This is a genomic window from Pseudomonas baetica (genome assembly GCF_019733355.1).
Taxonomy (GTDB): domain Bacteria; phylum Pseudomonadota; class Gammaproteobacteria; order Pseudomonadales; family Pseudomonadaceae; genus Aquipseudomonas; species Aquipseudomonas baetica_A.
Genome location: NZ_JAIHLQ010000006.1, coordinates 82,818 through 108,451 on the forward strand (window position 1 = coordinate 82,818; position 25,634 = coordinate 108,451).

Annotated in this window: 35 protein-coding genes; 12 read left to right on the forward strand and 23 right to left on the reverse strand. The window is 53.9% G+C overall.

The annotated features are described in order from the left end of the window. Positions 1 to 98: 98 nt before the first annotated feature. The 8 genes from K5E40_RS07880 to K5E40_RS07915 all read right to left on the reverse strand — a co-directional run bounded on the left by K5E40_RS07880 (position 99) and on the right by K5E40_RS07915 (position 5,674). A complete protein-coding gene (locus K5E40_RS07880; protein ID WP_221730315.1) occupies positions 99 to 884 on the reverse strand; it encodes a hypothetical protein in 786 nt (261 codons plus the stop codon). A gap of 76 nt (positions 885 to 960) precedes the next feature. After that, the gene (locus tag K5E40_RS07885; RefSeq protein WP_221730316.1) at positions 961 to 1,335 is read right to left on the reverse strand and encodes a hypothetical protein; all 375 of its coding nucleotides are present in this window, start codon (positions 1,333 to 1,335) and stop codon (positions 961 to 963) included. A 126-nt stretch (positions 1,336 to 1,461) separates the two neighbouring features. After that, a complete protein-coding gene (locus K5E40_RS07890; protein ID WP_221730317.1) occupies positions 1,462 to 1,944 on the reverse strand; it encodes a hypothetical protein in 483 nt (160 codons plus the stop codon). A gap of 105 nt (positions 1,945 to 2,049) precedes the next feature. Then, entirely contained in the window at positions 2,050 to 2,331 is a 282-nt protein-coding gene (locus tag K5E40_RS07895) for a hypothetical protein (RefSeq protein WP_221730318.1), read from the reverse strand. Positions 2,332 to 2,390: 59 nt separating this feature from the next. Next, positions 2,391 to 2,891, reverse strand: a complete 501-nt coding sequence (locus K5E40_RS07900) for a hypothetical protein (protein ID WP_116827151.1) — start codon at positions 2,889 to 2,891, stop codon at positions 2,391 to 2,393. A 126-nt stretch (positions 2,892 to 3,017) separates the two neighbouring features. After that, positions 3,018 to 3,230 (reverse strand): hypothetical protein, encoded by a 213-nt coding sequence (locus K5E40_RS07905; RefSeq protein ID WP_078466032.1) that lies wholly within the window; start codon positions 3,228 to 3,230, stop codon positions 3,018 to 3,020. Between the two features lie 206 nt (positions 3,231 to 3,436). Next, complete coding sequence (locus tag K5E40_RS07910) at positions 3,437 to 3,772, reverse strand: hypothetical protein (RefSeq protein ID WP_221730319.1); 336 nt, start codon at positions 3,770 to 3,772, stop codon at positions 3,437 to 3,439. Between the two features lie 75 nt (positions 3,773 to 3,847). Then, positions 3,848 to 5,674, reverse strand: a complete 1,827-nt coding sequence (locus tag K5E40_RS07915) for a phosphoadenosine phosphosulfate reductase family protein (protein WP_221730320.1) — start codon at positions 5,672 to 5,674, stop codon at positions 3,848 to 3,850. 269 nt (positions 5,675 to 5,943) lie between these two features. On the opposite strand from K5E40_RS07915, the gene K5E40_RS07920 reads away from it, so the two are divergent. The 4 genes from K5E40_RS07920 (at position 5,944) to K5E40_RS07935 (ending at position 7,947) form a co-directional block, all read left to right on the forward strand. Next, the gene (locus K5E40_RS07920) at positions 5,944 to 6,318 is read left to right on the forward strand and encodes a hypothetical protein (protein WP_153045981.1); all 375 of its coding nucleotides are present in this window, start codon (positions 5,944 to 5,946) and stop codon (positions 6,316 to 6,318) included. Positions 6,319 to 6,349: 31 nt separating this feature from the next. Then, a complete protein-coding gene (locus K5E40_RS07925; protein WP_221730321.1) occupies positions 6,350 to 6,838 on the forward strand; it encodes a hypothetical protein in 489 nt (162 codons plus the stop codon). A 248-nt stretch (positions 6,839 to 7,086) separates the two neighbouring features. Further along, positions 7,087 to 7,302: a hypothetical protein gene (locus K5E40_RS07930; RefSeq protein WP_221730322.1), complete on the forward strand. Its 216-nt coding sequence runs from the start codon at positions 7,087 to 7,089 to the stop codon at positions 7,300 to 7,302. A gap of 159 nt (positions 7,303 to 7,461) precedes the next feature. Continuing rightward, on the forward strand, positions 7,462 to 7,947 hold the full coding sequence (locus K5E40_RS07935; protein WP_078466038.1) for a hypothetical protein: 486 nt from the start codon (positions 7,462 to 7,464) through the stop codon (positions 7,945 to 7,947). Between the two features lie 70 nt (positions 7,948 to 8,017). Here K5E40_RS07935 and K5E40_RS07940 read toward each other — a convergent pair whose 3' ends face one another. The 7 genes from K5E40_RS07940 to K5E40_RS07970 all read right to left on the reverse strand — a co-directional run bounded on the left by K5E40_RS07940 (position 8,018) and on the right by K5E40_RS07970 (position 12,515). Beyond that, a complete protein-coding gene (locus K5E40_RS07940; protein WP_078466039.1) occupies positions 8,018 to 8,320 on the reverse strand; it encodes a hypothetical protein in 303 nt (100 codons plus the stop codon). Positions 8,321 to 8,491: 171 nt separating this feature from the next. After that, positions 8,492 to 9,286: a hypothetical protein gene (locus tag K5E40_RS07945; RefSeq protein ID WP_078466040.1), complete on the reverse strand. Its 795-nt coding sequence runs from the start codon at positions 9,284 to 9,286 to the stop codon at positions 8,492 to 8,494. Positions 9,287 to 9,372: 86 nt separating this feature from the next. Then, positions 9,373 to 9,666, reverse strand: coding sequence for a hypothetical protein (locus K5E40_RS07950; protein ID WP_153045982.1), 294 nt, complete (start codon positions 9,664 to 9,666; stop codon positions 9,373 to 9,375). 224 nt (positions 9,667 to 9,890) lie between these two features. Then, entirely contained in the window at positions 9,891 to 10,313 is a 423-nt protein-coding gene (locus K5E40_RS07955) for a hypothetical protein (protein ID WP_078466041.1), read from the reverse strand. A 276-nt stretch (positions 10,314 to 10,589) separates the two neighbouring features. Further along, the gene (locus tag K5E40_RS07960) at positions 10,590 to 10,793 is read right to left on the reverse strand and encodes a hypothetical protein (RefSeq protein ID WP_078466042.1); all 204 of its coding nucleotides are present in this window, start codon (positions 10,791 to 10,793) and stop codon (positions 10,590 to 10,592) included. 76 nt (positions 10,794 to 10,869) lie between these two features. Continuing rightward, positions 10,870 to 11,286 carry a hypothetical protein gene (locus tag K5E40_RS07965; RefSeq protein ID WP_078466043.1) on the reverse strand — a complete coding sequence of 139 codons (417 nt, stop codon included), beginning with the start codon at positions 11,284 to 11,286 and terminating at the stop codon, positions 10,870 to 10,872. 524 nt (positions 11,287 to 11,810) lie between these two features. Continuing rightward, the gene (locus tag K5E40_RS07970) at positions 11,811 to 12,515 is read right to left on the reverse strand and encodes a hypothetical protein (protein WP_198834113.1); all 705 of its coding nucleotides are present in this window, start codon (positions 12,513 to 12,515) and stop codon (positions 11,811 to 11,813) included. A 243-nt stretch (positions 12,516 to 12,758) separates the two neighbouring features. Between K5E40_RS07970 and K5E40_RS07975 the strand changes: the two genes are divergently transcribed. Beyond that, positions 12,759 to 13,043: a hypothetical protein gene (locus K5E40_RS07975; protein WP_153045983.1), complete on the forward strand. Its 285-nt coding sequence runs from the start codon at positions 12,759 to 12,761 to the stop codon at positions 13,041 to 13,043. Between the two features lie 7 nt (positions 13,044 to 13,050). Here K5E40_RS07975 and K5E40_RS07980 read toward each other — a convergent pair whose 3' ends face one another. Beyond that, entirely contained in the window at positions 13,051 to 13,320 is a 270-nt protein-coding gene (locus K5E40_RS07980; RefSeq protein WP_153045984.1) for a hypothetical protein, read from the reverse strand. A gap of 122 nt (positions 13,321 to 13,442) precedes the next feature. Between K5E40_RS07980 and K5E40_RS07985 the strand changes: the two genes are divergently transcribed. Further along, the gene (locus K5E40_RS07985) at positions 13,443 to 13,730 is read left to right on the forward strand and encodes a hypothetical protein (protein WP_116827136.1); all 288 of its coding nucleotides are present in this window, start codon (positions 13,443 to 13,445) and stop codon (positions 13,728 to 13,730) included. Positions 13,731 to 13,826: 96 nt separating this feature from the next. On the opposite strand, the gene K5E40_RS07990 is transcribed toward K5E40_RS07985, so the two are convergent. Next, complete coding sequence (locus tag K5E40_RS07990) at positions 13,827 to 14,546, reverse strand: hypothetical protein (protein WP_078466048.1); 720 nt, start codon at positions 14,544 to 14,546, stop codon at positions 13,827 to 13,829. A 188-nt stretch (positions 14,547 to 14,734) separates the two neighbouring features. Here K5E40_RS07990 and K5E40_RS07995 point away from each other — a divergent pair, with 188 nt between their 5' ends. Then, entirely contained in the window at positions 14,735 to 15,433 is a 699-nt protein-coding gene (locus tag K5E40_RS07995; RefSeq protein ID WP_078466049.1) for a DUF4262 domain-containing protein, read from the forward strand. Between the two features lie 1,302 nt (positions 15,434 to 16,735). Here K5E40_RS07995 and K5E40_RS08000 read toward each other — a convergent pair. From K5E40_RS08000 to K5E40_RS08010, 3 genes are all read right to left on the reverse strand, one after another. Next, positions 16,736 to 17,941: a hypothetical protein gene (locus K5E40_RS08000; RefSeq protein ID WP_198834114.1), complete on the reverse strand. Its 1,206-nt coding sequence runs from the start codon at positions 17,939 to 17,941 to the stop codon at positions 16,736 to 16,738. Positions 17,942 to 17,987: 46 nt separating this feature from the next. Then, complete coding sequence (locus K5E40_RS08005) at positions 17,988 to 18,650, reverse strand: hypothetical protein (RefSeq protein WP_078466051.1); 663 nt, start codon at positions 18,648 to 18,650, stop codon at positions 17,988 to 17,990. A gap of 473 nt (positions 18,651 to 19,123) precedes the next feature. Beyond that, a complete protein-coding gene (locus tag K5E40_RS08010) occupies positions 19,124 to 19,315 on the reverse strand; it encodes a hypothetical protein (RefSeq protein ID WP_078466053.1) in 192 nt (63 codons plus the stop codon). A 46-nt stretch (positions 19,316 to 19,361) separates the two neighbouring features. Here K5E40_RS08010 and K5E40_RS08015 point away from each other — a divergent pair, with 46 nt between their 5' ends. From K5E40_RS08015 to K5E40_RS08035, 5 genes are all read left to right on the forward strand, one after another. Further along, entirely contained in the window at positions 19,362 to 19,874 is a 513-nt protein-coding gene (locus K5E40_RS08015; protein ID WP_153045985.1) for a hypothetical protein, read from the forward strand. A gap of 193 nt (positions 19,875 to 20,067) precedes the next feature. After that, positions 20,068 to 20,262: a hypothetical protein gene (locus K5E40_RS08020; protein WP_078466055.1), complete on the forward strand. Its 195-nt coding sequence runs from the start codon at positions 20,068 to 20,070 to the stop codon at positions 20,260 to 20,262. Positions 20,263 to 20,596: 334 nt separating this feature from the next. Further along, positions 20,597 to 20,929, forward strand: a complete 333-nt coding sequence (locus tag K5E40_RS08025; RefSeq protein ID WP_221730323.1) for a hypothetical protein — start codon at positions 20,597 to 20,599, stop codon at positions 20,927 to 20,929. Positions 20,930 to 21,117: 188 nt separating this feature from the next. After that, on the forward strand, positions 21,118 to 21,432 hold the full coding sequence (locus tag K5E40_RS08030; RefSeq protein ID WP_078466058.1) for a hypothetical protein: 315 nt from the start codon (positions 21,118 to 21,120) through the stop codon (positions 21,430 to 21,432). 170 nt (positions 21,433 to 21,602) lie between these two features. After that, positions 21,603 to 21,884 (forward strand): hypothetical protein, encoded by a 282-nt coding sequence (locus K5E40_RS08035; RefSeq protein ID WP_078466059.1) that lies wholly within the window; start codon positions 21,603 to 21,605, stop codon positions 21,882 to 21,884. A gap of 17 nt (positions 21,885 to 21,901) precedes the next feature. On the opposite strand, the gene K5E40_RS08040 is transcribed toward K5E40_RS08035, so the two are convergent. From K5E40_RS08040 to K5E40_RS35535, 3 genes are all read right to left on the reverse strand, one after another. Further along, complete coding sequence (locus K5E40_RS08040) at positions 21,902 to 23,200, reverse strand: HNH endonuclease (protein ID WP_078466060.1); 1,299 nt, start codon at positions 23,198 to 23,200, stop codon at positions 21,902 to 21,904. 220 nt (positions 23,201 to 23,420) lie between these two features. After that, positions 23,421 to 24,119, reverse strand: a complete 699-nt coding sequence (locus tag K5E40_RS08045) for a hypothetical protein (protein ID WP_153045986.1) — start codon at positions 24,117 to 24,119, stop codon at positions 23,421 to 23,423. Between the two features lie 390 nt (positions 24,120 to 24,509). Next, positions 24,510 to 25,511 (reverse strand): Ig-like domain-containing protein, encoded by a 1,002-nt coding sequence (locus K5E40_RS35535; RefSeq protein ID WP_409339128.1) that lies wholly within the window; start codon positions 25,509 to 25,511, stop codon positions 24,510 to 24,512. Positions 25,512 to 25,634 lie beyond the last annotated feature (123 nt).

A 25,634-nucleotide genomic window follows, 5' to 3' on the forward strand; every position in this document is an offset into this window, starting at 1 on the left:
GAAGTTGGGGCTCGAACATGTACCATTGGGACAATGAGCGATTCAGGTACTGGGAGATGTTCCTGATCAAGCGTGGCCCGGCCGGGCGAGGATTATTCTCAGCTTCTTTCATCATTCGATTTCTCGGATCCGTTGGCGGCCACTTCTTTACCCTTGGCAGTAATACGAGCCAAGCCATTACCGATTACTTCGAAAAGCCCTAGCTTGAAGCCTTTAGCAATTGCGTCAGCGGTCAGTGAGGGTACTGCGTACTCAACCATGCCGGAAGTGGTTCTGGCTGCGCACGCAAGTGTTTCTGGTAGGTGATCGGTTGGTTTAGCGTCCGGATCATACTCACAGTCGAAAGCGACCTCAGAGAGAAGAACACGTCCTACAAACTCCCCCACCGGGTTGGCCCGGGCAAAGGAAGCGCCATCTAGAATCAGTGTGTCTCCGCCCTCAATGCGTTTCCACCAGATCCCAGCTGAGGTTTTCTGAAAAGAGTAGTAGTCCGGCGTCATGTCGAAGCGACCGCACTCAGACAACGTGGGGTCTTGGATGTCATCACCCTCAAATTCGAAGCGAACCTGATCGCAGTTGAAGCTCGCAATGTTGAGGGCGCTGATGTCGATAACGGACGATTTGTTGGAAAGCAGTGGGGCTTGGGTATTCCACAGATCCTCGGTGAGCGGCTGTGCGTTTCCGATGTCTATCACCCCATCCTGAAACAGACCAAGGTGTAGTGCGCGATCACGAAAGAACACTACAGAGACGGGTGATATGTTGATGGCCACATCTGTCCGACCTGCCAGCTCGTTGTCGTAGGCATCTGCTGCAGTCTGGAAAGCTGGGAGGTTAGCCGTGGGTGATTTCAGGGCTTCGGTGATGTGCTGTTCAATGGTCATGGCATGGCGCCCTATGCAGGGATTGAAGGAGAGTGCTTGACTAGGGTAGAGGGGTGTTATCCAGCCCGTACGGTCTTTATGCCGGTTGTGGGTGATTCAGGTGGATCCGACGGGCATAAGATCGATTCACGTCTTTCTCCAATGCCTCGACGTAGAGGGTCACAGCTTCAGTCAGGCTTTCATCTGTCATGGCAGGATCGAAGCGCTTCATGTTGGCGCTAAGGATGTTGCGACCCTCGCTGTCATAGTTGCTGACCAGCATCAGGCTTTCAGACCATGGCTCAAGGGAGATTGTCGCGGTCTTATCGCCAACCACAGTCTCATAGTCCATCCGGGCAATAAGGCAGCTAATTTCCATGTCTCGGGCGGATGCGACTTTCCAGCCAAGGGCGTTAAGTGCTGCCGCGATGCGGGTTTTAACAGCGGTGTACTCGGTAGTAAAAATGGTCATTGGAATAGGCCTGATCAAAGAGTGTGTTGTTTCGATGGGCATATGATCAGGTCGTTTTGCCTGTGCCAGAACCACCCTACAAACTTTCTCAGGCCCCGACGCATCCCTCGCTTGGGCTCTGGTTTCCTAGGCTGGGGCTTGAATCGGCTTAGGTAGTGTGAAGCTCAAAACCTCCCACTCTTCCATGAATCCGTGATCGACGAGCTCTTCGATGACAGTCGGACCCGGGACATCAATCCATTCAGCAGTCCTCAGCCAGGCAAGGAATTCAATCTCGGTTTGGTCGGATTGAGCCTGCAGGCTCGCCAATCCATCCTCCAGCTCAACCACCAGATCTACGCCCCAGTATTCGGGGTTACGATATTCCCGGGCCTGGTTCCTGATGACCTGCGAGAGGTGGCCACCGTAATAACGGAAATCGCTGGTTTCGCGCCAGCCGGGTTCGAGCAGCAAGGCTCGCGCCATACTGGTCGAAATTGAATAGTAGTCAGGACCGCCCACGCTTCTCTCTGACACGAATTCCCAGTACAGAGGGCCTAGCGTCGGGTGGGTGGCAGATACAACCACTCCGGTACGGGTTCGGCGTTCGTCATCGCGTTCGATTGGCATGGCTTGCAACTCCTAAAAGGTCAATGGCGCCATGTTACGGGGATTAGGGTGTGCCAGAAGCTGGGCCGCCGTGCGCCCCGGCCCTTTGATTGCCTGCGCCGATACTTAGGCGAGATTGGCAGCCCATTCGGGGATGGCATCAGTTGTAATCAATCCAAACCCCACTGGGTCATTGAACAATTCAGCGTTTGCATCGAGTAGCGATTCCTCCAGGTCGGCCATCTCGTGGTGGCTGGCTTCGGAATAGGTGGAGTCCATAGAGCGGATGCGTTGAATTTGAGCAAATACGAGCTTCTGGCTTTCGGCATCGATCACGATCCGAGTCATCCGCTCGCTTTCGTCTGCTTCAAAAATGTGACCCCAGTTTCCACTGATGTACTTAGACATGGATATTCCTTTGAATCGTCGCTTTTGGTTGGTGGCCGGGATGGCGTCCGCCTTTGAATTTAGGCCTGCAAGCGCTGCCAGACAGGTAAGAGCTGCAATTGTGGTGAAACAAAGGACTGGGGAAAGTCGAGTGCGGCGCCGGGGGCTTCTACATCCAACCAGGCGGCTGAGGTTAGCCACGCCGTGAAAGCGTCAACATCCTGCCCGCTACGTCGCTGCAACGACTTGAGAACGCCTCCAAGGGTGGTGGTGGTAGACCAAGTGCACACTTTGGTTTCGTCGATGTCGTGCTCTTGCTGAAACTGCTCACTGTCGAGCATCAGTTTTGTCATGTGGTCGCGATGACTCCACGCCATGATTCCCTCTCGCCAGCCTTTGCGCAGCGTCATTGCGTCCTCAAGATTGGTCGTTAGCGTGTAGCAGTTAGGGGCGTTATGGTCCGAGCCATCGACAAAGCACCAGTAGACAGGGCCCAGGGTTGGATGGCTGGCGCTGATCACGACGGTTGCTTGTACGCACTGGGAAACAACATTCAGCGATGGCGATGCATTGAGTGACATTGGTGACTCCTCAAGATTTGATGATTCATCTTGCGGCCGGTATTGGAGTGCCAGAACCCCCTTCCACAGGTTCTTACAGGCACAAAAAAGGCACCGCCAAGAGGTGCCTTGGTGTGTTGAACGGAATCAGCTTGGATCGCGGCACTCTTTGAGAACTTTGTCGGCCGTCTCGCGGGAGTTCAGACCTTTACCCCACGCCTGCTGGACGTAAAAAGGCTGACCCTCAACGATGCCCGCGGCGTCCGAGTGCGAGATCTCCAGGTCATCGGCAACGAACTGGGTTACCTCGCCTTCCCACACGCTGTAAGTCTGAGTGCTGCTCTGATCGTAAGTAGGCATGGCTTTGTTCCAAGTGGCTTCAAGATGGAACCATGTTCAAACCATATTAGGTGTGCCAGAAGCACCTAACGTTGCTGCGGGGTGCAAAAAGCCAACCGGTCAGCCTTGAGCCGCTGCGTCCCAAGCCTGAACCGTCGCTCTGTCCGTGCTCTGCAGATTACCGTATGCAGAGTGGTTCAGCAGTTATAACGGCCGCTATATGCCTATCAAGCCGCTACCGGCCGCACAATGTTGTCAGGCTCGGGGTGAAATTTATCGAAGAAAGATTTCCGCCGGTCCTTATCGATCCAGCGCTCGTGCTGGCCCGGGTTCCCGTCAGCCAGGACGTCGATAGCGCTGTAGTGATTACCGACGAAGGCCATATCCTTACCCTTAGACGGGTCGCGCGCTACACACTGCACCCAGCCATCAGCGACATAGGTGATCTCTTGCCAGATTGAGCAGCACGCGAACCGAACAAACCAACCAGGTTGGACGCCCAGTTTCTTGAGGTCGGTATCCGAGGTGCAGCGGGTGATGGTAGCTGGCTTGGCTAGAGTCATTGATTAAGCTCCTTGTCGATGAGCCCAGTATGAGGGTGGGGGAGGTGTGCCAGAACCTGCCCAAGTGAAAAACAGCTACAACCAGAACGAAAGCTGCTCAAGGGTCGTTTGTGCGGCTGGGGGGACTGCCGGCGACTGTTCCGTTTCGAACTTGGACTGAAGAGCCTTCAAAAGGGCGTGCGGGTCATGCAGCACGTCTTTTATCCCATGAACAAAGATCTGGTTACTCATTTTGGCCATACGATTCCATTCCCCAAGCCCGCCTTTGTAAAGGGTGGCCGTACCCAGCCCTACGAAGTAGTCGACCACCAACATTGGGTTATCCAGCGGTGCAATTCGATCAAGGGCATAGTCGAGATCGAAGCCCATAAAGTATTCGGCACCTTCCTCGTCGATCTCAAACTCATCCCCGACGTTTGCACTTTGAACAATCGTCCCATCCGCCAGAGTGGTCGTAGACTCCCAGTCGACCATCGCATGGGCGAGGTTGCGGAAACCTCGCCAGGCGCTGTGATACTGAGCGTCGGCAAACGGAGCTTCAGCCCGGAACGCCACATCCTTCTCTGTGAATTTGGGAATCGAATCCAATGAAGGAATTTCATACCGCATTCCGCGCTCATAGATGTCTTTGTAGGCCCTCAGAGCCGAAAAACTATTTTGATACCCGTATCGCGCGCTGATGAAGTCAATTGCAATAATTTGACGCTCGTCCAGAATAGTGAATCGAGGGGCGATCCCTAGTCGGCCGGATTCAATCTCTTCACGGATTTGGACTGTCAAGATGATACGCAACAGGTCGAGACAATGTTGTGGGCTGTACGAATTAGGAACGATCTTGATAGTTCCTGTTTCTTCATTAACAGTGCGAGCAAGCCAGCAGCGAGCGGAGGGGTCGAAGTGCTTTGCCAGCATGAATGATCGGAGGTCACGAAGAGGTGCCATCCAAGAATAAACGCCACCCTCAGTGGCGATAATATTGTCTGCGCTAGTGTCTTTGGATATCTTCCCGCATGTCCAGCATCCAGTGCGGGCTCCACATGCTGGCCGGGCTTGCTCAGTACCGCTCAAGTACATATTAACCATGCACTCGCCACCATTCGCTTCACGGTAAATTTCCACAAGCTCATCAAAGTTGTCGTAGGCGGCGAACTTACCCGACCGAACATAGCCGATGTATGTGAAAACATCGAAGGTATCCCAGTTGGCAATGGGGCTAAGGACCATCTGGCCATTGCCCATCGCGTCTACCGCGTCGGTAGCGCTTTCTCCGCGCGCCTTCATCTTGGTGGCGCGAGCGCTGCTCTCATCAAAGCGGGTGCCGATGAGTGTGACTAGGTTTGCATCCTTGGCCTTTACGCCATCTTTCTCAGCAATGTAAGCCTTGACTTGTCGCTTGATTTTATCAAGTGGGGCCGCCTTGACCATCTGCTGGCATTTGGAACTAGCGCCAACACTCATGATCGAACGGCCGGACAAGATCGCCACTAGATAATCGTTGCTCAGATTGGGTGATGCTATCCATACCCTAGTAGAAATGCCTGCGGACTTTGCGAAGGATTCAATAGATTTAATCTGCCCCTTGTTGTACTGGTCAATTCTAGGGTTTTCCATCCTTGTATTAGAATTGACAATATGCAGGGTTGGTACTTCAACGCCTTCACTCTTCAGTTCGGAAAGTGCGCTATAAGCAAGATTCAAAGTTACACTACTGTCTTTGCCGCCGCTCCAGGCCACGGACAGGTTAGCGCCGTTGATTACTTGCTGTTTGATTGCGTCGATCGCACTTCTGACTTTATCATCAAAACTCAGGGATACAACCGGCCCACGTGGAGACTCAAGCTTGATCTCTTCGAAGAGGCCTACTTGTTTAACGTTAATCAGGTTTGCGTGGGCGGTTGTCATGATTACTTCACTGTGTTCATTTCGGTATGAGCACAGTTTTAGGGCGAATCATGTGTGCCAGAACCACCCTGGTAGAAAATTTTAGACATGAAGCCCCCAGTTAGATGATCCTTGGCAATTAGTTTGTCTTTGCACTTCCATGCTGGTCATCTAATAAAAAAGCAGTTGCTCACTGTCCTAGCTGGTGGCACGTGTCCATTGAGTGGATTATGACTATCCGTGGCATCCGTATAAGCCTCAGATCAGTCCCCTACCTAGGAAACGATAAGATGAATCACTGGCTCAAGACCCTCCTGCCAAAGAATGCATCTGCTGTTGAACTGTCGCAGAAAATCGACGATGCAGATGAGCGTGTCCAGAATTTAAAGGAGCAAATCATTGCCGTACAGTCACGGCGCGCTGAGCTTGAGCGTGAGGCGAAAGATCTGGCTTCTCAATGTTTGAGCGACGATCAGCTTGCCTCTGTATGCAGTGATGAAGCAGCTTTGCTCAACAGTTGCAGAGTGAGCGCCTCGATTCTCCAGAGCGAGCTACGCCGGCTGTTTGTAGAGTCCTCACCGTTTTTGAGCGAGCTTGCTCAATCAGAAATGGACAAAACCATCTCCATTCATGACAACCTAGGCCGTTGGCTTTCCCGCTTTTGATTCAGCCGAGTTTCCCAGGCAGCAAAATGTCATGAAAATGGAAGAACCAGACGACGTTTACGCGATCCTCAGCGAAGCAAAATTGCTAGCAAGGCGCTACTACCATTTGACTGGCAAGCCTCTGGGCGTCACCGGCGAGGTGGCTGAGTACGAAGCATCTCGAATCCTCGGTCTAGAGTTGAAGCAAGCCAGAACAGCGGGCTTCGACGCCATCGAGACTAAAGATGGCATAGACCTCAAGATCCAGATCAAAGGGCGGTATTTCCCGAACCGTCGCATGCGAGGGGGCAGGCTTGGATCGATCGACCTGAAGCAACCTTTTGACATTGTGATGCTGGTTCTGCTTGATGGCGACTACAACGCATTCCAGATCTTCGAAGCAAAAAGGCCAGACGTCGAGGCGTTGCTGACCAGGCCGGGCTCGAGAAGTAGGAACGAGCGTGGTTCCTTGGGTATTAGCCAGTTCAGAGCGATCAGTATCCTCAGATGGGAAAGGGTTGAGGTAAGTCAGCCAGCTTGATTCTTGCGCTATGGCCAGCCGGGGCCGAGGCGTTATCCTAACCAGCACTAAGTAAGCACCATGAGGACCATCAAGTGCCACAGTCACTATTCGATCGGCTAGCCCAGTTCGACGCGGCAATGCTTGCATCTGGACAGTCGTCTGTTCCTGGAGAAGAGCGCCGGGCGATACAGCTGACCAACTCTGTGAATCCAGAGGCTGGGCGGGGGTTCGACTGGCTTCTACCTGAGGCAGCAGGTACCGCCAAGATGATCCATCACGAAGAGTCTGCAGAATTCATGGTCTTTGCGTTTGATGATCGGAGCGTGCTGGTCTTGCTTCAGACTGGTTTCGTCTTCTCGGTTGCCAGTGGTAATTCCGTCAGCCTAGGCAAAATTAAGGCCTGGCTCGAGGGTCACAATATAGTGCACGGCCCTTCTTCCGGTCCCACTGCAGCCAACCAGTCCTTTGACCTGCCGAACTGACAGTTTCTGAGAAAACCGCGTTGGATATAAATGCAATAATCCTCAAAGCGAAACTCGGGCGTACTCGCAAAGACCCGCTAATCAAAGCCGCGGCGTAATCCCAAGCCTAAACACGGCGCGTGGCCTGAACGGTCGTGTCAGTTTCACAGGAATTTCTTGATGATAAAAATCAGTGTGGATTTGTCCCGGACCACTAAGACAGAGTACGACATCTACATGTCTTCTCGGCTACGCACGTTCCTTCAAAATGAATTGGCGAACGACCTGAGTGGCTGTGAGGCTTTGGTTGAGTCATCTGGAGGACCGCACAACGTTGAACCCGGGACAGACAAACAGAAGGCGGATCCCTTTGAGCCAGATGGCGTCATAGGTCACCAAGTGCGCCACGCTATCGAGGAGTATCAGCGAGCATTCACTTATGCTCATCGTCGCAACTGGTGGCACCGAACCCTCTGTTGGCTCGGCAGCGAGGATTCTTTGGCGAATGAGCTCCTGGTGCGAGAAACACGTGCACACGCAGTAGCTTTTTCTGGTCAATCGTCTGCTCACAAGATGGCTCTTGAAAGAATCGTCCGGATCAATTTACGGAAAGCTAAGAAGTTCGGACTCATATCGATCTTGACCGAAAGCAACCGGCTGCCCTAGTCGAGGACTATTCCTAGACTATTCGAGGTATTGAAAGCGAGTCCTATCAAGCATGCCTCTTGTTTTCTGGTTAGATCCAGGAAGTAAGAGACTTCCACCAGCTCTTGTCCTTCTTGTGCCGGATATGAGTGCGAGCGGCTAGCTTGTCTTTGTATTTGCGGCAGGTCCCGTTCAGCGACTTCCCGGCTGCTGTTTTGACGATCACCCGATCGCCGAGTTTGTGGTTAACACATGCAGCGAATGCGGCCGGTGTGGGCGAGGGGCCTCGGTCACGGGCAGCCTGGCTGGCGCTGGCCGGTGAGGTGAGAATGACCGAGATGCTGCCAGCGATGAGCGCACAGAGGATGAGGTGGCTAAGGGAGAGGCGTTTCATGAGGGTCTTCTACCTGGGCTGTTCTGGATCAGCCAAGGGTGCGGATCATGGCACGTCGATGCAACTCATAAGCATGACCCCAAATTCAATCGCCCGCCGGGCGCGAATGGCTTAATGGAAAACGGACATCCTCTCGGGAGAATTGTCCGTTTGGCATTCAGCTGGCTGCAATCACTCTGGGGTTTGTACTGATGTCATGATTGGCTGCGGCTCCCAGCTCTTACGCTTGTGCATATGCCGGGTGGTAAATCGAGCTGGCCATCCCATCTTTTTCAAGATCCACCTGCCCAAACCGCTGGCACTATCGGTCCATCTATCAATTAGCTTGAGCTCCGCCAGGCTCTTCACACCACACTCACGCTCATCGCGCAGTTCGGACTCAAATCCGAACCAAGGTTTCAGGCGGCGATAGTAGCGATCAGGCACGAACAGGTCCCCCACGCACTTTGCAGTGAAGGTTCCGCCAATGACTTCGATACCTGTCCTGCTCTGATCGTGATTGGAAAGAACGAAGCCGAAAGCCATGTAGAACCGATTGCGTTGCTCCCGTGCTTTTTCAGTGCTGGCGTCGATATCAGCAAGGGAACCTGGGTCAATTGCGTAGCCCGCAACATCCTGCTTGGTGAGCCACTCGATCACGTTGGACATGAGAGCTGGGCCCAGACCTACGCCCTTTTTGTGCATGATCAATTGACCAGTAGGCCCGAACTTCACGCGTCGGGTTTGATGGCAAATGACGACTGATACCTGATTGTTCCAAGTATGGAATGAGGATCCACTAGCTGCCGGGTGGACTGCGCGTGCCCTGTAAAACTCGTAGTTGCCCATGTGCCGTGATTCTGAGGATGTACGGGTGTATTCAGTGATGACAGGATAGACCTCCCGACGATCGCCAGCGGGCACCTCATATACGAACAGATCCTTGACGGTGCAGAGCTGCTCGAGCTCGTTGGAAATACGCTTCAATGACACTGCGCGACCTCAGCCATATAGGTTCAATTTTGTAGTGTGCCAGTAGAGCGAGGCATCGACTTCAGAGAAAGCGAAGCATTCTAGCTTCCTGAGCATGCTGTACTTATTAGTGCTGAAATCGGGATGCCTTGCTCCTTAAGGCCACCGATATAGCCTTCGCACGCTGCTTTCTTTGAGCCAGGATCAAGTTGTTCAATCTGAGCAGCAACAAGCTCATCCCGTTGGCGATTTTCAACATCAACCTGGTCCTGTTGTGATGCCGCGCGCTTCGAAGCGAGGTATGGCTCCAGGACATAAGACTTGCCAGCTAACATTACAGCGATGCCAATAGTTGCTCCGCAAACAGCCGTAATTAGTGTTTTTCGATCGTTCATGATTTAACCTACTCTTCGGCAATTATTGAGACTGGAGACGTCGTGCTGCGTAGAAATCAAACTCTCGCAACCATAAAGCAGGATGTTACTGCCACCCCAGTCGTACCTTGCCAGTATGGATATTAACGTTTCACAGAGTAACCCTTGGAAGGCCGAGCCTTCGATTACCTTGTTCCGTTAACGCTGATGTTTCGCAATGATTTAGGTTGGATCAAATTGGCTGCCTAGGTGCTGCATGCCGACTGAATCAGTTCGCGGGCGTGGCTATCATCTGATGCGTAGCCTTCACTTACAAGCCAATCACAGGTGGTAGCAATCTCAGCAGTTCTCACCGCGGCCCTGATAGTACCGATCAGCTTAGTATCCAGCCCACTTGGTCGAACTAGTTTTGTCTTGCTTATACTACTGTTTCCCTCCCGCGCGGTGGAATTGATCTCCTCGTAAGTGGCCTGACCGAGCGTCGTAAACGTCATCTGGTCGCGGCCTTGAGTGTCGACACCGAGCACCACGAGACCCTTACGCTCAAGTCCTCGGGCAGCACGCTTTTCCCCGGGCTCAACCGGCAGCGAAGTGCCTGCTTGGGGGGCGGGGTAGATGATGGAGGCGATCAGCGCTTCTTCGCCGGCTGAGAGTTTTACAGCGGTCATGGTCATAAACTCCGATATCTGTAGGATGGCTCACATTAACCGGCCGGGCTCAGGGTATGACTTTCTGAAGTCCATCGGCTAAGCCTTCCCAGGTGTCTGCCATGCCGTTTGTGTTTACTGAGACCATCCTAGTATCGGGATCGAGCCAGTAAACTGTACCTCGTGAGCCATGCGCGTCGTGCCCACGATCCCCAAATGATGACTGTGTCTTCCAGCTTCAGGTCTTCAAAGGTGACGTTAATGGCGTTTTTGCTGGTCATGCTCATACCTCCAGGGTCAACTCTGGCCTGCAAGTGTCGCGTTATGCATCGCAACCACGTATGCCGCTAGGGCCGCGTCGCCTTGGAAGTGGCCGATGCGCAGGGTTTCGTTCTCTGACTTACCTGGCACGAAGATCTCACCGGCGCAGTTGTGCTCCCACGGTACTCTGACCTCATCAGACAAGGCATTAAGCAGGGCGGAACGACGTTCTTGATTCATTGACGGTTCACCTTTCACGGTGCTCCCTGTGGTAGCCAGCGCCGTGGGTTGTGGCTAAAGCCGACATTACACACGATTAGGCGCCCAGCTGCTTGGATCCGTACTCAGCTTCCATGTCCGACTTGAAACGTTCAGCCTTGAGCTTGCTGGCGAAGTGATAAATCACAGCATCCTCAGCAGGATCTGCATGGGTGTCTTCGACGATCCAGGGCTTCTTGGTGCTGCCCTCGTTCTTGCGCAGCGTGAATCGAACCTGTTCCGAGGGTTTGACCCATTGTTCTTGTTCGGAACTCCACACCACCGAATTGCCAGCTTCACAGCTGTTCCAACAGCGACCGTTGAGGTAATCGCCAGCCTCGTTCTGATGCTCGGTGGCTACCAGGCCAGTATCTTCACAGATGGCGCAGCAGAAGTGCTTGAAAAGTGGAGCGGTGCTGACGACGGCGCCGGCGATGCCGATAGCAGTGAGAGGTGACTCGGTTTGAGTGTTCATGGATTTGCTCCTGGTCATGTGGTAACGATGGAGCAATTCTCTGGCCCTTTAACCCGTGCCAGAACCACCTGGAGGCAACATTTCAAACCTAACGAGGTTGGGCCGTCTAATAGGCTGGATTGACACATGGCGACTCAGGCCAACTCTTAATAGAGATCACCCTCTGGTAGCCGATGCTGCAAACCCTCATTCATGGCGTGCGATGAATAGGCAAAACTGAGCAAACTCTTTGAAGAAAAAGTTTCTGACAAGTTGAAGGATGGTACGAAGTCCTCAACTACGCGTCGGATTCGACAAGTCGGGACAAGCTCAAGCGGGATTTGAAAGTCCACGGCCCCCAACGTGCCGCGCGGTGATGGCAGAGGAGATGAGTGGAACAATTACTAATGGCAAGTGGAGCGAGGACTGTACCAAGGGGAGGCTCAGACCAAACAGGTTCATATTGAAACCGTTCAGCCCGTACAGCCCGCAAGCGCCGGTGAGTCAACCTCGTCCAGCGCGGATTTGTGGAAGTTAAGGCTCCTTTAAGGGCTGACAAGAAATTCGGCGCTAGCGTCTTCGTGTGCTTCGACCTGCCCCCAGAAATGGCTGACTGCGTCACGAGCCAGATTTCCACGATACACGTCGCCGGCATATTCATTCTCGTGGCCGAGGTAAGGGCTGTTGATCACGAGGGTTCCACTCTCTTTGCTTTGCGCCGCATAGGCGCTGTCCATGACCAGTACCTCGGCCGGGCGATCGGTAAAAATGAAGGTTTGAGCACCATTATCCATCCCCAAGGCTACCCGTACAGGCTTTAGCAAGGTCAGCAGGCCGTTGCATACGGACTGGGCCGCCAGCATGCTCTCCGAGGTCATGAGCTGATAGGGCTCGTCCGGAAACCCATCTTCATACCCGACGACGCGCCAGGCCTCACCGGCGAAGCGGGCCATACTTACCTCGGAGTGTGGATCCTGGCCGGCATCAGCCGCGAGGTAAACGTCGCCGTCACAGTGGTCGATCATGGCCATCTGCACACCGCCAGGCTTCTGGGACAGGATCAGAGAAAGGTTAGGGTATTCGGCCAGGCTCTGCTCGTTGCGAACCGGCTCCAGGACACCTTCCACTTGGCGCGGGTCGATTGGAAGGAACTGTGATTCGATGCCGTACATGACACGGATGCAGCGCTGAGTCTCGAACTTAATGAACACTGGTTGGCCTGGTTCGTTGATGTGATCGGTAGGGTTCATATCGATATCTCCGTGAGTGATTTGATGGGTTCATCATCACGTGGGCCTAGGTGTGCCAAAACCCCCCTAGCGTTTAGACTGGCCAGCCTCTTCTATGGATGACTGACAATGCCCCAATACCGGTTTTCATCTCCTGCTGTTCGCAGATTTGGCTTCACTCTCGTTTCCGCAGCTGGTGCAGCAATCTTGGTGGGTTGCGCCGCGAATCCCGGGAGCGATGAGTCCTCTTCATACGATACTGCGATGTCTCAACAAAACACCGCTATCCGATCGGTTCGTGTCTACAAAGCAATTCCAGAGGGCGCCATTGGGGTTCGCTCGGTCATGGCGGCCGCATGTGGTAGCGACGCAAATGAATTCGGATCTGATGAAAACTACATCCTGACTGGCTTGAAGATGAAGGCTTACAAGAGTGGGGCCAATGGCCTTGCTATGGTCGACATCCAAAAGATGCCAGACCCTAAAGGTCAGTGCGATGTTGGATTCTCGGTGGGTGGCACTGCCAAAGCGTTCACCGTCCAACAGTAGGTTGGAATTAGCTGGAGCTGGTTATCTGCTGCATCAGTTGATGGACCTTGGCGACGATCTCATCCACCTTTGCGGTTGCTGGCAGATCCAGCATATTGCGAAGGCTTAGGATCGCATTAGATGCAGAGCCGGCCGCTTCCCGATGTCCATCGTGATCTCCGTTGTGTTTGATAGTTTCCAGTGTCGGCCAGCTCTGGATGTGCCACCAGCTAACGGCTTCACTTGGAATGAATTCCGTTGCGGGGGTTTGAGTTGCCAGGCGGATAACCTTTGGCATCATGTCGGCCTGACTGAGATCAGGCTCGGCTAGCCCGATCTTGCGTCAAAAGAGAAAGCATCAGAACTAGAACATGAGGGTTTGCGGACATGAATACAGCTACCACCGCCACTGGAAGCCACATGAGTCACGAAATGCAGTTAGCTACATTGCTAGGAATCAAATCCTTGTTCAATGACGGTTTCAATGCCTCTTCTATTGCTGGCATCCTCGAAGGGCAGGTCAAGGCCGCCGATGAGCGAGGCGGGTGGGGAAAAGCCAAGACGAATCTAGATCAGGGTGCACCTTTCATTATTAGCTTGATCGGAACCGGCTTGTTCTCTTCTTCCGTCGAAAGGATATTCGCGATCGTCGACCGGCCTGACAGAGCGATTGATGGGGCGATCGAGTTACTGAAAGCGATCCGCTGAAGATACTCTTATCATCAGCATCAGATGGTGATCGGACTCAGATGACCGGGCAGCTAGTAGAAACTGTTCGTGGCGGCATGATGCTGCCCTGGTCTCCTAATGCGATGCTAGGCTCAATGGACCAGCGCCTGGACCGTTGCCATCATCTCCCGCGGCATTGTCTTCAACAATCTTCCCGACCCACATGGCTGTAGTGACCTCTCGGCTGCGCTGAAACTTCACCCAGACGAAATTTGGGTCAACCTGAGGGTAGCCGAGCAAACCGACCGGGGCCGTTGTCATCGACTCCCATAGCTCATTGAATCCCGCCCCGTCCTCTGCCTGGCTAACCAGCACGTACCCACGCTTTTGCTCTTTGATGATCTTCAGGATCTCGCCGAGAACCAGTACAGGGAACGCTTGAGGTTCATCGATCACCACTGGGAGATGTGGGTCTTTGCTCACCTGGTACCAAAACCAGTTTGCGTTCGAGCAGTCCGACGTACGTCCATTCAAGTAGACCGCGTTTGGCAGTGCGGCTTGAAGGAAAGTGGTTTTGCCGCTGGCCACTTTACCGGTCAACAGCACGGCTTTGCGTTCCTCAAGCCATTGCTGAACGGTCGAGGTCTTCAGCTCACGCGCTACATTACCGGTGGTTTGCTTCACCAGATTAAGAAGTGCCAACCGATCAGCCTTTGACAGAAGCCTCGCCTTGATTCCGAGAAGCCCTGGGGCTTCGATGAATATCCCATCACGGTACGAGATACCGTTCAGCGGGTAAATGCCAACCTTGAGCTTACCGGCAAGCATGGCTGTCTTGATATCTTCGTAGAACATGGTTCATTCCATCAGATCGGGTTTCAGGCGAATCATTCCGCCAAGTTGGGTTGAGTATATCGTCAGGTAGAGATGCAACCACCCACAAGAGAAATCGGAATCTAACTTGAGGCTTCTGGCACAGGCTGGGCAGGTCAAAATGGCCACATCAACTTGAGACACACCTAACGAACCGTTCTGGAGTACCCATGACCGACCTCCCCGAAGCTACACCCGCTCAAATCGCTGCGCTCAAGCTGCAAGTGCCCGGCATTGCCAATCACATCAATGAGTTCCAGATGAGCACCCTTGCCGCAAATATGACCTTTGAACTCGCGCCATCGGTGACCGTCGGTTTCCGCCTCAATCAGCTGGTTCAGGATGGACAGGTGACTGAAGAAAACCTTGTCGACGTAGTTCGAGCTATTCGCATTCCATTGCTTGCGCCTAGCATGGCTGCGCAGATTGATGGGGCGATCGGCGCGCAAGGCTACGCAGTGAAATCAATATTCGGAGGTGACGACTCTCCTTCGTTCGCGTATTCAGTCGGTCTGACTGGCACCGTGGGGTTTGAGCTGATCTCGATGGCGGGGATGGATCATCAATTGAACGCCTACATGGTCAACGCATATGCTGAGTTGGCCAAGGCTGGCGAGGTGATCGAAGAAGAGCGCACAGATCTCGTTGAATTGTCATCAACGCCAGGTCAAGGCCTGCGCACGAAATGCGTGCCGGTTAACGTATCAGCGGCCATGGAGACGCATGTTTGCGATGTCCGAGGTGAGGTCGAGCGAATCTATCAAGTTCTTGTTGCTGACAAACACAATCTGTTGCCAGATGAAGAAGGCTACGAGCAGGCATTCTTGCAGCCTTGCTTCCCTGCTCTTAAAAACCCTGCCACGCATTAATTCAGACCTGCAGGCAGCCCTCAAACCGAGCTGCCTGCCTCCTTTTAAGTCGAAAAGTACCCCCCGAAGGGCTCATCGTCTCGACTCAGCTCATCCATACGCTCTTCTGAATTTCGCGGACCAGTCAGCCACATTGAATCAGCAGACGCCCTCGATTCGTACTGCCAGCGCTCCTGCCCTTCGAAATGAAGGTCCGTGGTTACGATTACTGGAAGTTCTGTGCTCGATGCGTTAGGGGGCTCCGGAATGTCGGGCTTACCGGCTACGTACCAATCCCATGCTGCCTTTGTTGTTTCGAACAGGGGCCGGTAGGCATAACAGACGGTGCAGTCATAAATGAGGTAAAGCCTGCGACCATCCTCAAATTCAACCATGGCCAGGGATCGTGACATCTTCATACTCGATAATTAAGTGGAATAGGTGCTAATCGATGCTACTCATTCTTTGGGTATCTACGCTTAGTAGGGTCAATGATATTACCTCATTGACCATTAATGCTTGAGGCTCTCAATCATGTTTCAGATGCCTGGCTACTTGACGAATGATCGTCCCCACACAGACTTGCTAATAGACATACTATGAGCAAAATTGGCCCTATGGCGGGAAGTAGAGTAACCAAACCTACCGCAGTTCTGATGACGAATGGTTGAGTGGAGATGAAGTCTTGCGTCCATTCCCCGCACACGGACATCATTGCGTAATACGAGGGTATCAGGCCCAGAAAAATTGAGCTTAGTGACAGCAATCCAAAGGGAATGCCCCATAAGGAGTGTTGTTTGCCCAGCTGCAATGCAATACACAGCGACCAGGCAGCGACTATGAAGGTCACCCATTGAATATAGGCTGCTGGCAAAAGGTTTGAGCCGCCATCGGTGAGGACTGCCGACACGTGCTGCCACATTTGGGCTCGCCATTCCTCGATCACAGGTACTAGAGCTATGAGCCCGGACAACATGCCAATACACAAAATTCCGACACCTATCTTAAGGGTGCAGGACAGAACTGTATCTCTCACCAAGTTTTCTTGATTACTCATAATTTACCCATTTTGAATTAATGCTTAGTGTTTTCCCATGACTGGGAATTAACCCCTAAATCAGTTGTTGTCAGCTAGTCCCGGAGCCGGTTCATATGTAGGCTCGTCTGTAGTGCAAGAACCTCCACACTTAGGGCAGTCTGCGAAGTAGCCAATGAGAGTCACCTCAGGGTTGCATCCGTACCAGGTGCAACGCGAGCAGGCGAAGGTCCACCGTGCTGTAGTTTTTGCGTCTATTGCATCAGTAGAAGTGACCATCTCTGCTCCTAGCGCCGATCAGAGTAAACGCCCGGTAGAGGGCTGAATGCTGGTTTGCCTTTCTGCTTTTCACGAATCCGCGCCATCACGTCTGGGCAGCTGATTCGATCAAGCTCAGCTTCGCCGCACTGATGCATTGCAAGCTTGTGGGCGTGACAGAGTGCAGCCAGTGTCACCATAACGCCGCCGACCTCTTGCGACTGCTTGCCAACATCCCGTCCAAATACGTAGTCGACCAGCTGGTGAGCCTCGTCGGATGTAGCGCCGCATGCTTGAACCAGCTCGAGGGCCTCCTCAAGAAACCTTTGGTTGCGCTCTTGAGTGTCCTGGGCGATCACTTCTCCAAAGCATTCGACCAGCCAAGGGGCTACACGGGATTGAAACGAGGCTCTTTGCAGCGAGGGCCATGCATAGACCGGTCCTTGTTCGTTCAGCCAGCCTTGAACGTCACCACCGGACCACATCTGCCGAAGCATTGTCGGGAAGGCCAACTCGGCCAGACCCTCACCGCGGAATCGCGGCGATGGTTGATGGGTGTAAAGGCTTACCACTGCTCCGGGGGGGAGGGCATCAAACTGCCGGGCAAACTCGGGGCTGAAGGTCACCAGCGGTTCGTCAACTTCAATGCCCCGGTGCACAACGGTCAGCTTCACTGATACCGGTTCATTTTGCAGGGCCTGCAGATGAGCAAGCGCAGCATCGCGTTCTGCCTCTGCTCGAGCGATTGTCTCGTTGAGTACGTCTCGGAGCTCCACCGACCCAGGGCGCTCTGCCTCGAGCTGCATTTGGAAGTGATCAATCGTTTCTTCGAATAGGGTAGCTACGCCTGGTCGACGAACTTCGTGTTTGTAGAGCGCCTGGCGCACGCGATCCCGGTAAGACGGCGTCATGGACACACTGTAAATCCCTGCGTCGTCGCGGACCAGTGACTCCCGTAGTAAGGAAAGCAATTCATCGTTGCTCACCTTCAGCTTGTCGCGGGCCTTCCCGGTGTTGCGCACCATATCGTTAAGTCGGCCCAGCTGGCGCTGAAGGGACTCAGTACGTGGATCCGGAGGCGACTGAGGTGCTGCGTTGCATGCCGCTTCCCAGGCATCAGCCATCTCAACGTCATCAATACAACGCCGCTTGGAGTACCAGGCCTCGGCGAATGCCACCTCCATGTCAACGGTCAACGGTAAAGGCACGGTGATCCAGCGTTGGATGTCAGTCATGAAACACCTCGTGAGTGTGGGTTGTAGGGGAGGCTAGGGCAGTCGGTCAGATGCCATTGAGGTGTCTCTTGAACTCGATGCACCAAACCCAGGGGTTAGCCTCCCAGCTGCCGGGGCCGTGCTTCTCTTCCCACTGGTCGATGAAGGCTTCGCGGGCGGTCAGCCATGGGGTCATTAACCGTCGTGGGCCTTCACGGCCAACCCAGCAACCGCTGCCATCACGCGCCTGACGCACGCCCTCGCCGATGATCTCTTGATCACTGATGTCGTGTAGGCGTTGAATTTTGAGCCCGGTTATCTCGAGGGTCAGTCGGCTTGCTTTCCGCGGCATGCAACGACTGGAGCGCCACCTGAAAGGTACGTGCTCATCATGCTCTGGACTGTAGATGCCTCGGACTCCGTCCTTTTCATCTATCTCATAGCTGCGATCGTCATCCGCGCGATACCAAGTGGTGGTGAAAGGGTAATGGTTAGCGAAGTCCTGGCTCCAGGCTTCACGCACCCACAGCAGATCCCCAGCTTGGCCAAAGGGGCAGAGCTCATCAGCGTGGCTCGCAACCCATGCTGGGGATTGGTCGATCAGCCACTGTCGTGCAGCGCCTTTAACGATCAGTCGAGTGACGTTGCTGGCACCGTTCTGGAATGCACGAACCTTCTGGCCCGTGAATTCGATTGCGCGCTCTCGCCGCTTAGCCGGCGCTGCGTTCATTTGTGGACCGCCGGCTGGACGGGGGCGTGTTTACGGCTCACTGCATTCCAATTAACGGGCAGACCTTGTTCAGTGAAAGCTTGGACAGACTTGTTGCAGCCCGGGCAGCGAACTGCGAAGGCTGCCATATCAGCACCGCAACGCTCACGGCCCAGTGGTCCTGCATGTCCACAGTTGCAGGGGGAAAACTCACCGGGTGGTTGAGCGTGCACATCGGTGGGACTCAACCGAGTGTTCTCGGACAAATGAAAGGGGCACATGGCATGTTCCTGAGCGAATTCGGGACGTTCATACTGCGGGGCATATTGGTGTGCCAGAAGCATCGCCCCCAGCTTGATGGTCAATAAATTAACGCGGGAACATCAGATAACAGAGCCAAAACCGGTGTGCGGAATCCGAAGCCTGGACTTGATCACCACCAGCAACGGGTAACGGCGGAGCAATCTCAAGAAGCATTACAGCTGCCGCGGCGTTCAGAGTGCATAGCGTTGGGCGTAGGCTAGAGCAGCTTTACGGGTGCCGTGGCCACCGTCGTTCCATACGTGGCCATCTACGAACTGAACAGTTACACGCCAGTCGCGCATACGAGTCCTCTTGCCAGTACGAAAATCCCGAGGGCAGGCATAAGCCTCGATTTTCTTCACTTCTTTCTCGTTGATGACCATGTGATGCCCCTTTTTGTTATGGCCTCCATTATCGTGGTCAATGGGTGTGTCAGAAGCCCCCGGGGCCCCGATCCAACAGCGGATTGTCCAGCAGCGCGATTCTGGAAGCTGGGATATCCTTGAACCAGTTCAATCCCTCGTTTCTGAATCAGAGGTAACAGCAGTGGACGCAAAGAAGCTCAGCCAGATTGCAGATTTTGTTCGTGATGAGCGCCGTCTAGACACGGCATTCGTCAATGTCCTGGAAGGCATAGATAGTGGTGCCATCGCTGCTAGTGACTTGCCGATCTCGGCAGCGCCTGTGCAGCGAGTGACGTTGGGGCAGGGTGATGCTGTATATGCTGCCAGCATGGTAGAGAAGGTTTCAGGTGTGGCCCTGGATGATGCTCAGCGCACTGCTCTGTTGAGAGTTGTCCAGGACATGCCCTCAGGCGGCACCTTCTCTGCTCTAGTGGCCGAAATCGCCAAAATGGAATCCCTTTCTGCCCTTGCTGAGGGATTGAAAGAGGTTCAGACAGCTGGCATTTACGACAGCCTCTTCACTCAAACAGCTAGCTAATCCCGAAACGTCAGCCCTTTGTCCCTTAAGGGGTCAACCTGAAGGCGCTCCGATGCTCCCTGCGAATTTATGTCGGTTTAACAGATTTTCAGCCCCGCTTTATGGCTTCAGGCACGCCAGACTAGGCGGTATTGTGGTTTCTCTGTCAGCGCCGTCCTCTTGGTGCTGAACCACAACTGACTGGAATCAACCGATGGCATGGATCACTGCAAAAGACCGACTTCCAGCAGCAGGCACGACCGTCCTGTGCAAACTTCGCCACTGGAATACCAAAGCAACCGTTGAAGAGAAGCTCACCAGGGTAGATGAGAGTGACTGCACCTGGCGTACCGCTGGCGATGGCTGCGAGATCAGTTACGACTGGGATGTGATCGAATGGGAGGAATAAGCGAATAGCCTATCGAGTACACCGAGATGTATCTTGAATACTTCACCATTAGGTGCTTCTGGCACTCGGCGCACTCAGTTTTACTGCCACCATCAAAATGGACGTATTGGCGGGATCTGATATGAGTTTGCCAGAGTGGGTGAAAGTGAAGTGCAGGGCGGTTATTCGCCAGCCGGTGAGCTGTATGAGCGACAGGGTGGACAACGTTCGTGCTGAGGCCTACAAGCACGGTTATCTTTGGGACCACCTGGCCCGGGAGTTCGTCTACGTCGGTGATACACCGCCTCAACCAACTCTATTGTCTGCCGGTAACTTCAATTTATAGGTAAAGAGTATGAAATCAGCACTGGAACACTGCATTGACGCGAAAGCGGATCGCTTCCTTGTCCAGGATGATGGCGTTGTGTTCTTGCAGACATATGGCGGAGCGACTGTTGAACTGGTTGGCACAGATGCGACACCTTACCTAAAGGTCGCTAAAAATATGCGTACGGGGGACCGCAAAAAGACGAATGAACTCGTTCCGATCGGTTTGCGTTCGGATTGGAAACTGAGCGTCCAACGGCAGGATGGGTACACAGTCTGGACTGTGTATAGCCAGATACTTCCAAGTTTTTCTGCCGAATTCCTTGCCTCGATTGAGGCTCAAACCAACACGTCCGGCTAGCACGGAAAATGCTCCACGAGCAGGGTGGTGGCACGTTTAAAGCGCAGTAAAGTATCACCATCTCAACAAGGGCTGGATTGGGGAGTGGCCTGGAGTACCGATTGACCGGGATAGCCTGACCTTCATCGGGAAATCAAACGTCATGCCAGGCCGCTCCCCAATACAGCCCTAACTACAGGAATCGACCGATGGATAATTCGACCGTTGCCAAAAATGCACGCGCCTTTCCACCAGAGTTGGTGGCTAAGCTTGGGCTCATTCCAGACTCCGTAATGGCAGATCTGGTAAAGGCGCTTCCGCTGCATGGTCTTAACTTTGCAATGCTCAAGCCTGCAGAGTTGGAGGTCTTTGACTTCTTCCGGCAGCAAGGCCGCAAATATGGTGTTGCCGCTTCTGTTGTAAGCGATGCTGACCCTGCTGAGTTGGAAAATGCCACATCGCAGCAGCACCAGGACGAAATCATGCGCCGAGCCAACAGTTCTGTATCAGTAGTCCTGAGCTAAGGAATCAAGATGAAACCTGCCCAGCGTAGAGCAGTGAAGACAGCGGTCAATAAAGCCAAAACCGAGATCGCTCGTCTTGAGCGAGCCATCCAACGGTTTACACCTGGCACTCTCCCTCATGACAAGCTCACTCGTGAGCTGGCGGATCTGCGTCAGCGAGGCGGGTGACCATGTTCAACCGAAACTCCTTTCAGGCCGAGAGCTGGAAAGCCAAGTACCGTGCAGAGCTCACAAAACTGCAAATCTTCACGGTTCTACTTATGGCGCTGCTCGCTACAGGTTTTGTCTTCATATTCGTTCAAGTCTACCGGCACCCTAGCCCTTTCAGTTTTACCCTGGTAGGAGTTTCTGTGGTCCTGGCCGCTGCCTTTTACCGATACATGTACTACCTGCCGACCAAGCGCGATCGCCAGCGATATTCAAAACCCAGCGCCGGCAATCCCTCCTACTAGGTCCTGGCCTCTACTTGTCAGTGGTGCTCTTTACTCGACGCCTTGAACTCTTGGTAGTGGCTCTCCAGGAATAGAATCCTCGGCTTGGGGCTGTACATGAACATCCTTTTTCCCTGGTAGGCCTGATACCCGGCATCATCTACTGACTTGGCAACCTCCACGGTGAGTGTGGCCGGGTTGATGGTTATCAGGTGTGCATCGAACAGCCGGTGCAGATCCACCCTTAGCAGTAGCCCATTGGTTGCATCATCCGATTGATCCCCGCGATAGGGAATGATGTGGGCGGCCTCGAGCAGGGTATCCACCTTGCAGCCGGAGATGCAGCACTCTCCACCATACCGACCAAGCATGGATGCCCTGAAGTTGCCTTGCCCAGGGCGGGTAACCGAAACCTGTGTTCGCACAGTCCGCCGGTCGACCTTGAGCATGGCCAGCTCAACAGTGGGCGACGGCGCTGTTACCTGTCTCTCGTTTGGAAGCGAATCCTCAAGCTCTTGAATCAGCTCGTGGTCCATCATCAGCCGATAGGTTGGGTTCGTTGGCTGGCCCGAGTTGAGCGCTCGGAGGATGGACAGCGTTTCTGCTGCTGCCTCCAGTGAGGCAAAGCTGTCAGGGCGATTTGCCCAGGCTGACTTGAGCTGCTCCGTGGTTAGGTCTCGAATGTCGGCCAGGCTGAGCACCGGTCCTTCCACAACCTCTGTCAGGTTATCGATCACCGGGTTCTGTACGTGTACCACTTCCAGATCGACCAACACTTTCTGAATTGTCGCTTCTGCCTCGGCGATCGGGGTGAAGATGGCCAATACGTCTGGGTGGTACAGGTAGGTGGTTGCGCCGGCATAAAACTCATCGTCCCCGATCAACACCCTGTAGAGGGCAAACATCTCGGCCGCAGCTTCTTGTGAGCCACAAGAGTGGGCACGGCTCTCCCAGGCCAGCAGGATGTCATCACCCGTAAAGTCGGCAATGTCTTCAACGTCCAGGGCGTACAGGTGCGTAGGAGGCGTTGATAAATCCTCCTCGAGGACGGTGTCGGGCCGGGAAGTGATGAGGCTGGAGAAGTTGATTGTCGAGGTGAGGGCTTGACTGTCGTGGTGAAACGCACGCGAGCCCAGTACGCCCCCGTCTAACCACTGAGCGTATGCTGAGTGGTCTGCTGTACTGGTGCTTTCGTCCAGATAGAGACCGTAAGCAACTTTGAATTGAAGCCATGTCTCGTAACCAGCGTATTGGGCGCGGCTCAACCGTCCAGTTGGTTTCTTTGGCTTGGCTTTGGAAGTCGGGGTGGTTTTGCGCCCCCGGGCCAGCGTGGTCATGCGTGATCCGTCACTCGTTAGATGTGCCCTACAAGTGCTGTAGGTCAGATGGCCACGAGTATCGGTGATAAACCCGGGATTGGATAGCCGGCGACAGAGCCCCGGCCATACCAGCCCGGGGTGCATATCAAGTGAAATTCAGAATTGGGTGCTACTGCATCCAGTTGATCCAGCGGCACCGGAGATAGCCAGCATGACGCCGGCGCGACGAATGCCCAGTTTAAGCCGCCGCGCTCCGTTGCACGGATTTCTTGAGCTCGGTGAAGTAGTGGTCAATCACGATTTTCTCGCCGCCAGTAGAGTCTTGTAGCCACATAGCCACTGGCTGGCCATTAGTGGCGGTGTAGCCTTCCCGGACCTGCTCCTCGTCCAGGTCGTCACGGTGATGGCTGATGAATGCCACTTCCGCCGGCCGCTCGGCATAGATGCCGTGCAGTGCGCCACCAGTGACATCTGCCACAAGGCGGATCGGGGCGGTTGCTACCTCAAGCAAGGATTCGAATGCTTCCAGCACCTGACGCACGCTCTCTTCACAGGTACCGACGTTGAGCTGAACGGTTTCGTCCGGGCGATCAGACAGGAAGCCCACCACACGCCAAACCACACCGGCGTATTTACCAGTCGATGGCATGTGCTCGAGTTCGTTAGGATCGCTGGCCAGCGCATACATTGGGCTGTCCAGGGTATCCAGCACGATGCTGATGGTTTCGTCCACTTCGCAGTGGATGAGCGTCAGACGTGCGGCGTCATGACCAGTCAGGCTGTTGGAGTTGGCAACCGATGCAAGGATCTCTTCGCGCTGGCGGGCATCCACGGGCATGTAATGTTCGCCGCTATCGTAGATAACGTGCAGGCAACGCTCCATGGCGAACTTGGTGAATCGCAGACCAGCTCCGGGATTAGTTTGTGGGGTGTTCATCTAGTGGCCCTCTCGTGAGCTCTGTTAAGAGTTCTCATGATGGGGTTGCCTATCGGGTGCCAGAAGCACCTGCACCCTGTGCAGATGCCGGCAGTCCGTTAAAGCGGTCCGGGCTCAGTGGCATAGGGCGAGGGTGGTGACTAGATTCTGCAGTTCACGGTCGGGTGTTTTTTGAGAAGGCGGATGTTCTCGGTTACTTTGAAAACCACCGGTGTGCCCCCGTCCGTGGAGTAGCACCAGCGGATATCATCGCTGTAGTCGAGATGCGTAACAGGCAAGCGAATCCCCGCGACGTGGCCCAGTGCCCGCTCAACCAATCAAAATGCGCGGATTGAATGGTCACTCCGAAGATTCGGATGATTCTGGGGGCAGGGCGAGTTAACGACCGTTCTAGTCGTGGCACGCCTCGTAACGTAATAAATCGGTACTTTCGCCTTGTGCACATGAGGCATAAGAGCGAGACATTAGTTTGCCAGGGTAATACTTTACGCCGCCAACGACCCAGAAAAGAACCGGGTATGGATTAGTTGAATAAAGTCCGCCGGAGTCTTTGGGGAAGAACCGCTGCCCATTCAGATTCAATTCTTTGCCTCTGTCCTGGTTGCCTCGACAACCTCCCGAGTTCGTACCAATCCAAGTCGAGCCGCTGTAAGCGCATGATGGTCCAGCTGGAGCCATTGTACCAACAGCGGTTTGTTGGTTTGTTATTTGGCCAGAAGTGTAATTGGTCGTTAACCCGCCAACATTTCTGACCTGCCCAGTCACCAAGCTTTGTTCCCGGGCTTGAACATACTGGTAGTAGTTTTGGGTGCAAACCTGCTGTTGCGTGAAGCTACTGCCCTGCGCAACAGTGGCTGCGTCAGGACTCCATGCGCTGCAATTGAACAAGGCCCCATAGGGTGTCCAAGACGTATAGGTTGGGGCGATTGCTGCCCACTTGTCCGTGAAGGGAATCCATATCGAACCTGACCCACCCTCAACCATCCCTGATGCCGTTACGGTAGCCCCGCCAATTTGACTAGAAGATTTTAAACTCACCACAGTTTGTCCATTTGCGTTCGTATATGTAACCGAAGCGCCAAGGGTTCCGCTGGTTGTTGTCCACGTAATCGGAATACTTGCTTCAACAAGTGAGCCATAGGCATCGGTAACCGTCGCTGTGATATACGTCACCTCGCCAAGGGCCGCGAGGGTAGGGGGGGCTGCTGTCAAGACAATGATCAATCCCTGTTCGCAGTTGTTCCATCCATTTCTAGTAGGCTCACACACTACATACTGCCAGGTGCCGGGGTTGCTTCCCGGTGCTGTCCTAATGGGGGCCCATGTACCAGCGCTTGTATGGGCGCTTGTCAGAAGTGAGAGCGCTATAAGTATTGTGAATATTGCTCGCACCAGTTAAATCCCTCAGATCAGTCAATCAACGGTTTGGAAAGGCAAAACTGCAGCAGATTGCACATGACTCTGGAGTAGATAAATGTGCAGGGCAAGTCAAAACAGGGGTTCCAAATCTAACCA

Bases quoted from the DNA above. Each gene is read 5' to 3' on its own strand.
- K5E40_RS07880 (WP_221730315.1), bottom strand. From the start codon at position 884: ATGACCATTGAACAGCACATCACCGAAGCCCTGAAATCACCCACGGCT.
- K5E40_RS07885 (WP_221730316.1), bottom strand. From the start codon at position 1,335: ATGACCATTTTTACTACCGAGTACACCGCTGTTAAAACCCGCATCGCG.
- K5E40_RS07890 (WP_221730317.1), bottom strand. From the start codon at position 1,944: ATGCCAATCGAACGCGATGACGAACGCCGAACCCGTACCGGAGTGGTT.
- K5E40_RS07895 (WP_221730318.1), bottom strand. From the start codon at position 2,331: ATGTCTAAGTACATCAGTGGAAACTGGGGTCACATTTTTGAAGCAGAC.
- K5E40_RS07900 (WP_116827151.1), bottom strand. From the start codon at position 2,891: ATGTCACTCAATGCATCGCCATCGCTGAATGTTGTTTCCCAGTGCGTA.
- K5E40_RS07905 (WP_078466032.1), bottom strand. From the start codon at position 3,230: ATGCCTACTTACGATCAGAGCAGCACTCAGACTTACAGCGTGTGGGAA.
- K5E40_RS07910 (WP_221730319.1), bottom strand. From the start codon at position 3,772: ATGACTCTAGCCAAGCCAGCTACCATCACCCGCTGCACCTCGGATACC.
- K5E40_RS07915 (WP_221730320.1), bottom strand. From the start codon at position 5,674: ATGACAACCGCCCACGCAAACCTGATTAACGTTAAACAAGTAGGCCTC.
- K5E40_RS07920 (WP_153045981.1), top strand. From the start codon at position 5,944: ATGAATCACTGGCTCAAGACCCTCCTGCCAAAGAATGCATCTGCTGTT.
- K5E40_RS07925 (WP_221730321.1), top strand. From the start codon at position 6,350: ATGAAAATGGAAGAACCAGACGACGTTTACGCGATCCTCAGCGAAGCA.
- K5E40_RS07930 (WP_221730322.1), top strand. From the start codon at position 7,087: ATGATCCATCACGAAGAGTCTGCAGAATTCATGGTCTTTGCGTTTGAT.
- K5E40_RS07935 (WP_078466038.1), top strand. From the start codon at position 7,462: ATGATAAAAATCAGTGTGGATTTGTCCCGGACCACTAAGACAGAGTAC.
- K5E40_RS07940 (WP_078466039.1), bottom strand. From the start codon at position 8,320: ATGAAACGCCTCTCCCTTAGCCACCTCATCCTCTGTGCGCTCATCGCT.
- K5E40_RS07950 (WP_153045982.1), bottom strand. From the start codon at position 9,666: ATGAACGATCGAAAAACACTAATTACGGCTGTTTGCGGAGCAACTATT.
- K5E40_RS07955 (WP_078466041.1), bottom strand. From the start codon at position 10,313: ATGACCGCTGTAAAACTCTCAGCCGGCGAAGAAGCGCTGATCGCCTCC.
- K5E40_RS07960 (WP_078466042.1), bottom strand. From the start codon at position 10,793: ATGAATCAAGAACGTCGTTCCGCCCTGCTTAATGCCTTGTCTGATGAG.
- K5E40_RS07965 (WP_078466043.1), bottom strand. From the start codon at position 11,286: ATGAACACTCAAACCGAGTCACCTCTCACTGCTATCGGCATCGCCGGC.
- K5E40_RS07970 (WP_198834113.1), bottom strand. From the start codon at position 12,515: ATGAACCCTACCGATCACATCAACGAACCAGGCCAACCAGTGTTCATT.
- K5E40_RS07975 (WP_153045983.1), top strand. From the start codon at position 12,759: ATGTCTCAACAAAACACCGCTATCCGATCGGTTCGTGTCTACAAAGCA.
- K5E40_RS07980 (WP_153045984.1), bottom strand. From the start codon at position 13,320: ATGCCAAAGGTTATCCGCCTGGCAACTCAAACCCCCGCAACGGAATTC.
- K5E40_RS07985 (WP_116827136.1), top strand. From the start codon at position 13,443: ATGAGTCACGAAATGCAGTTAGCTACATTGCTAGGAATCAAATCCTTG.
- K5E40_RS07990 (WP_078466048.1), bottom strand. From the start codon at position 14,546: ATGTTCTACGAAGATATCAAGACAGCCATGCTTGCCGGTAAGCTCAAG.
- K5E40_RS07995 (WP_078466049.1), top strand. From the start codon at position 14,735: ATGACCGACCTCCCCGAAGCTACACCCGCTCAAATCGCTGCGCTCAAG.
- K5E40_RS08000 (WP_198834114.1), bottom strand. From the start codon at position 17,941: ATGACTGACATCCAACGCTGGATCACCGTGCCTTTACCGTTGACCGTT.
- K5E40_RS08005 (WP_078466051.1), bottom strand. From the start codon at position 18,650: ATGAACGCAGCGCCGGCTAAGCGGCGAGAGCGCGCAATCGAATTCACG.
- K5E40_RS08010 (WP_078466053.1), bottom strand. From the start codon at position 19,315: ATGGTCATCAACGAGAAAGAAGTGAAGAAAATCGAGGCTTATGCCTGC.
- K5E40_RS08020 (WP_078466055.1), top strand. From the start codon at position 20,068: ATGGCATGGATCACTGCAAAAGACCGACTTCCAGCAGCAGGCACGACC.
- K5E40_RS08025 (WP_221730323.1), top strand. From the start codon at position 20,597: ATGAAATCAGCACTGGAACACTGCATTGACGCGAAAGCGGATCGCTTC.
- K5E40_RS08030 (WP_078466058.1), top strand. From the start codon at position 21,118: ATGGATAATTCGACCGTTGCCAAAAATGCACGCGCCTTTCCACCAGAG.
- K5E40_RS08035 (WP_078466059.1), top strand. From the start codon at position 21,603: ATGTTCAACCGAAACTCCTTTCAGGCCGAGAGCTGGAAAGCCAAGTAC.
- K5E40_RS08040 (WP_078466060.1), bottom strand. From the start codon at position 23,200: ATGACCACGCTGGCCCGGGGGCGCAAAACCACCCCGACTTCCAAAGCC.
- K5E40_RS08045 (WP_153045986.1), bottom strand. From the start codon at position 24,119: ATGAACACCCCACAAACTAATCCCGGAGCTGGTCTGCGATTCACCAAG.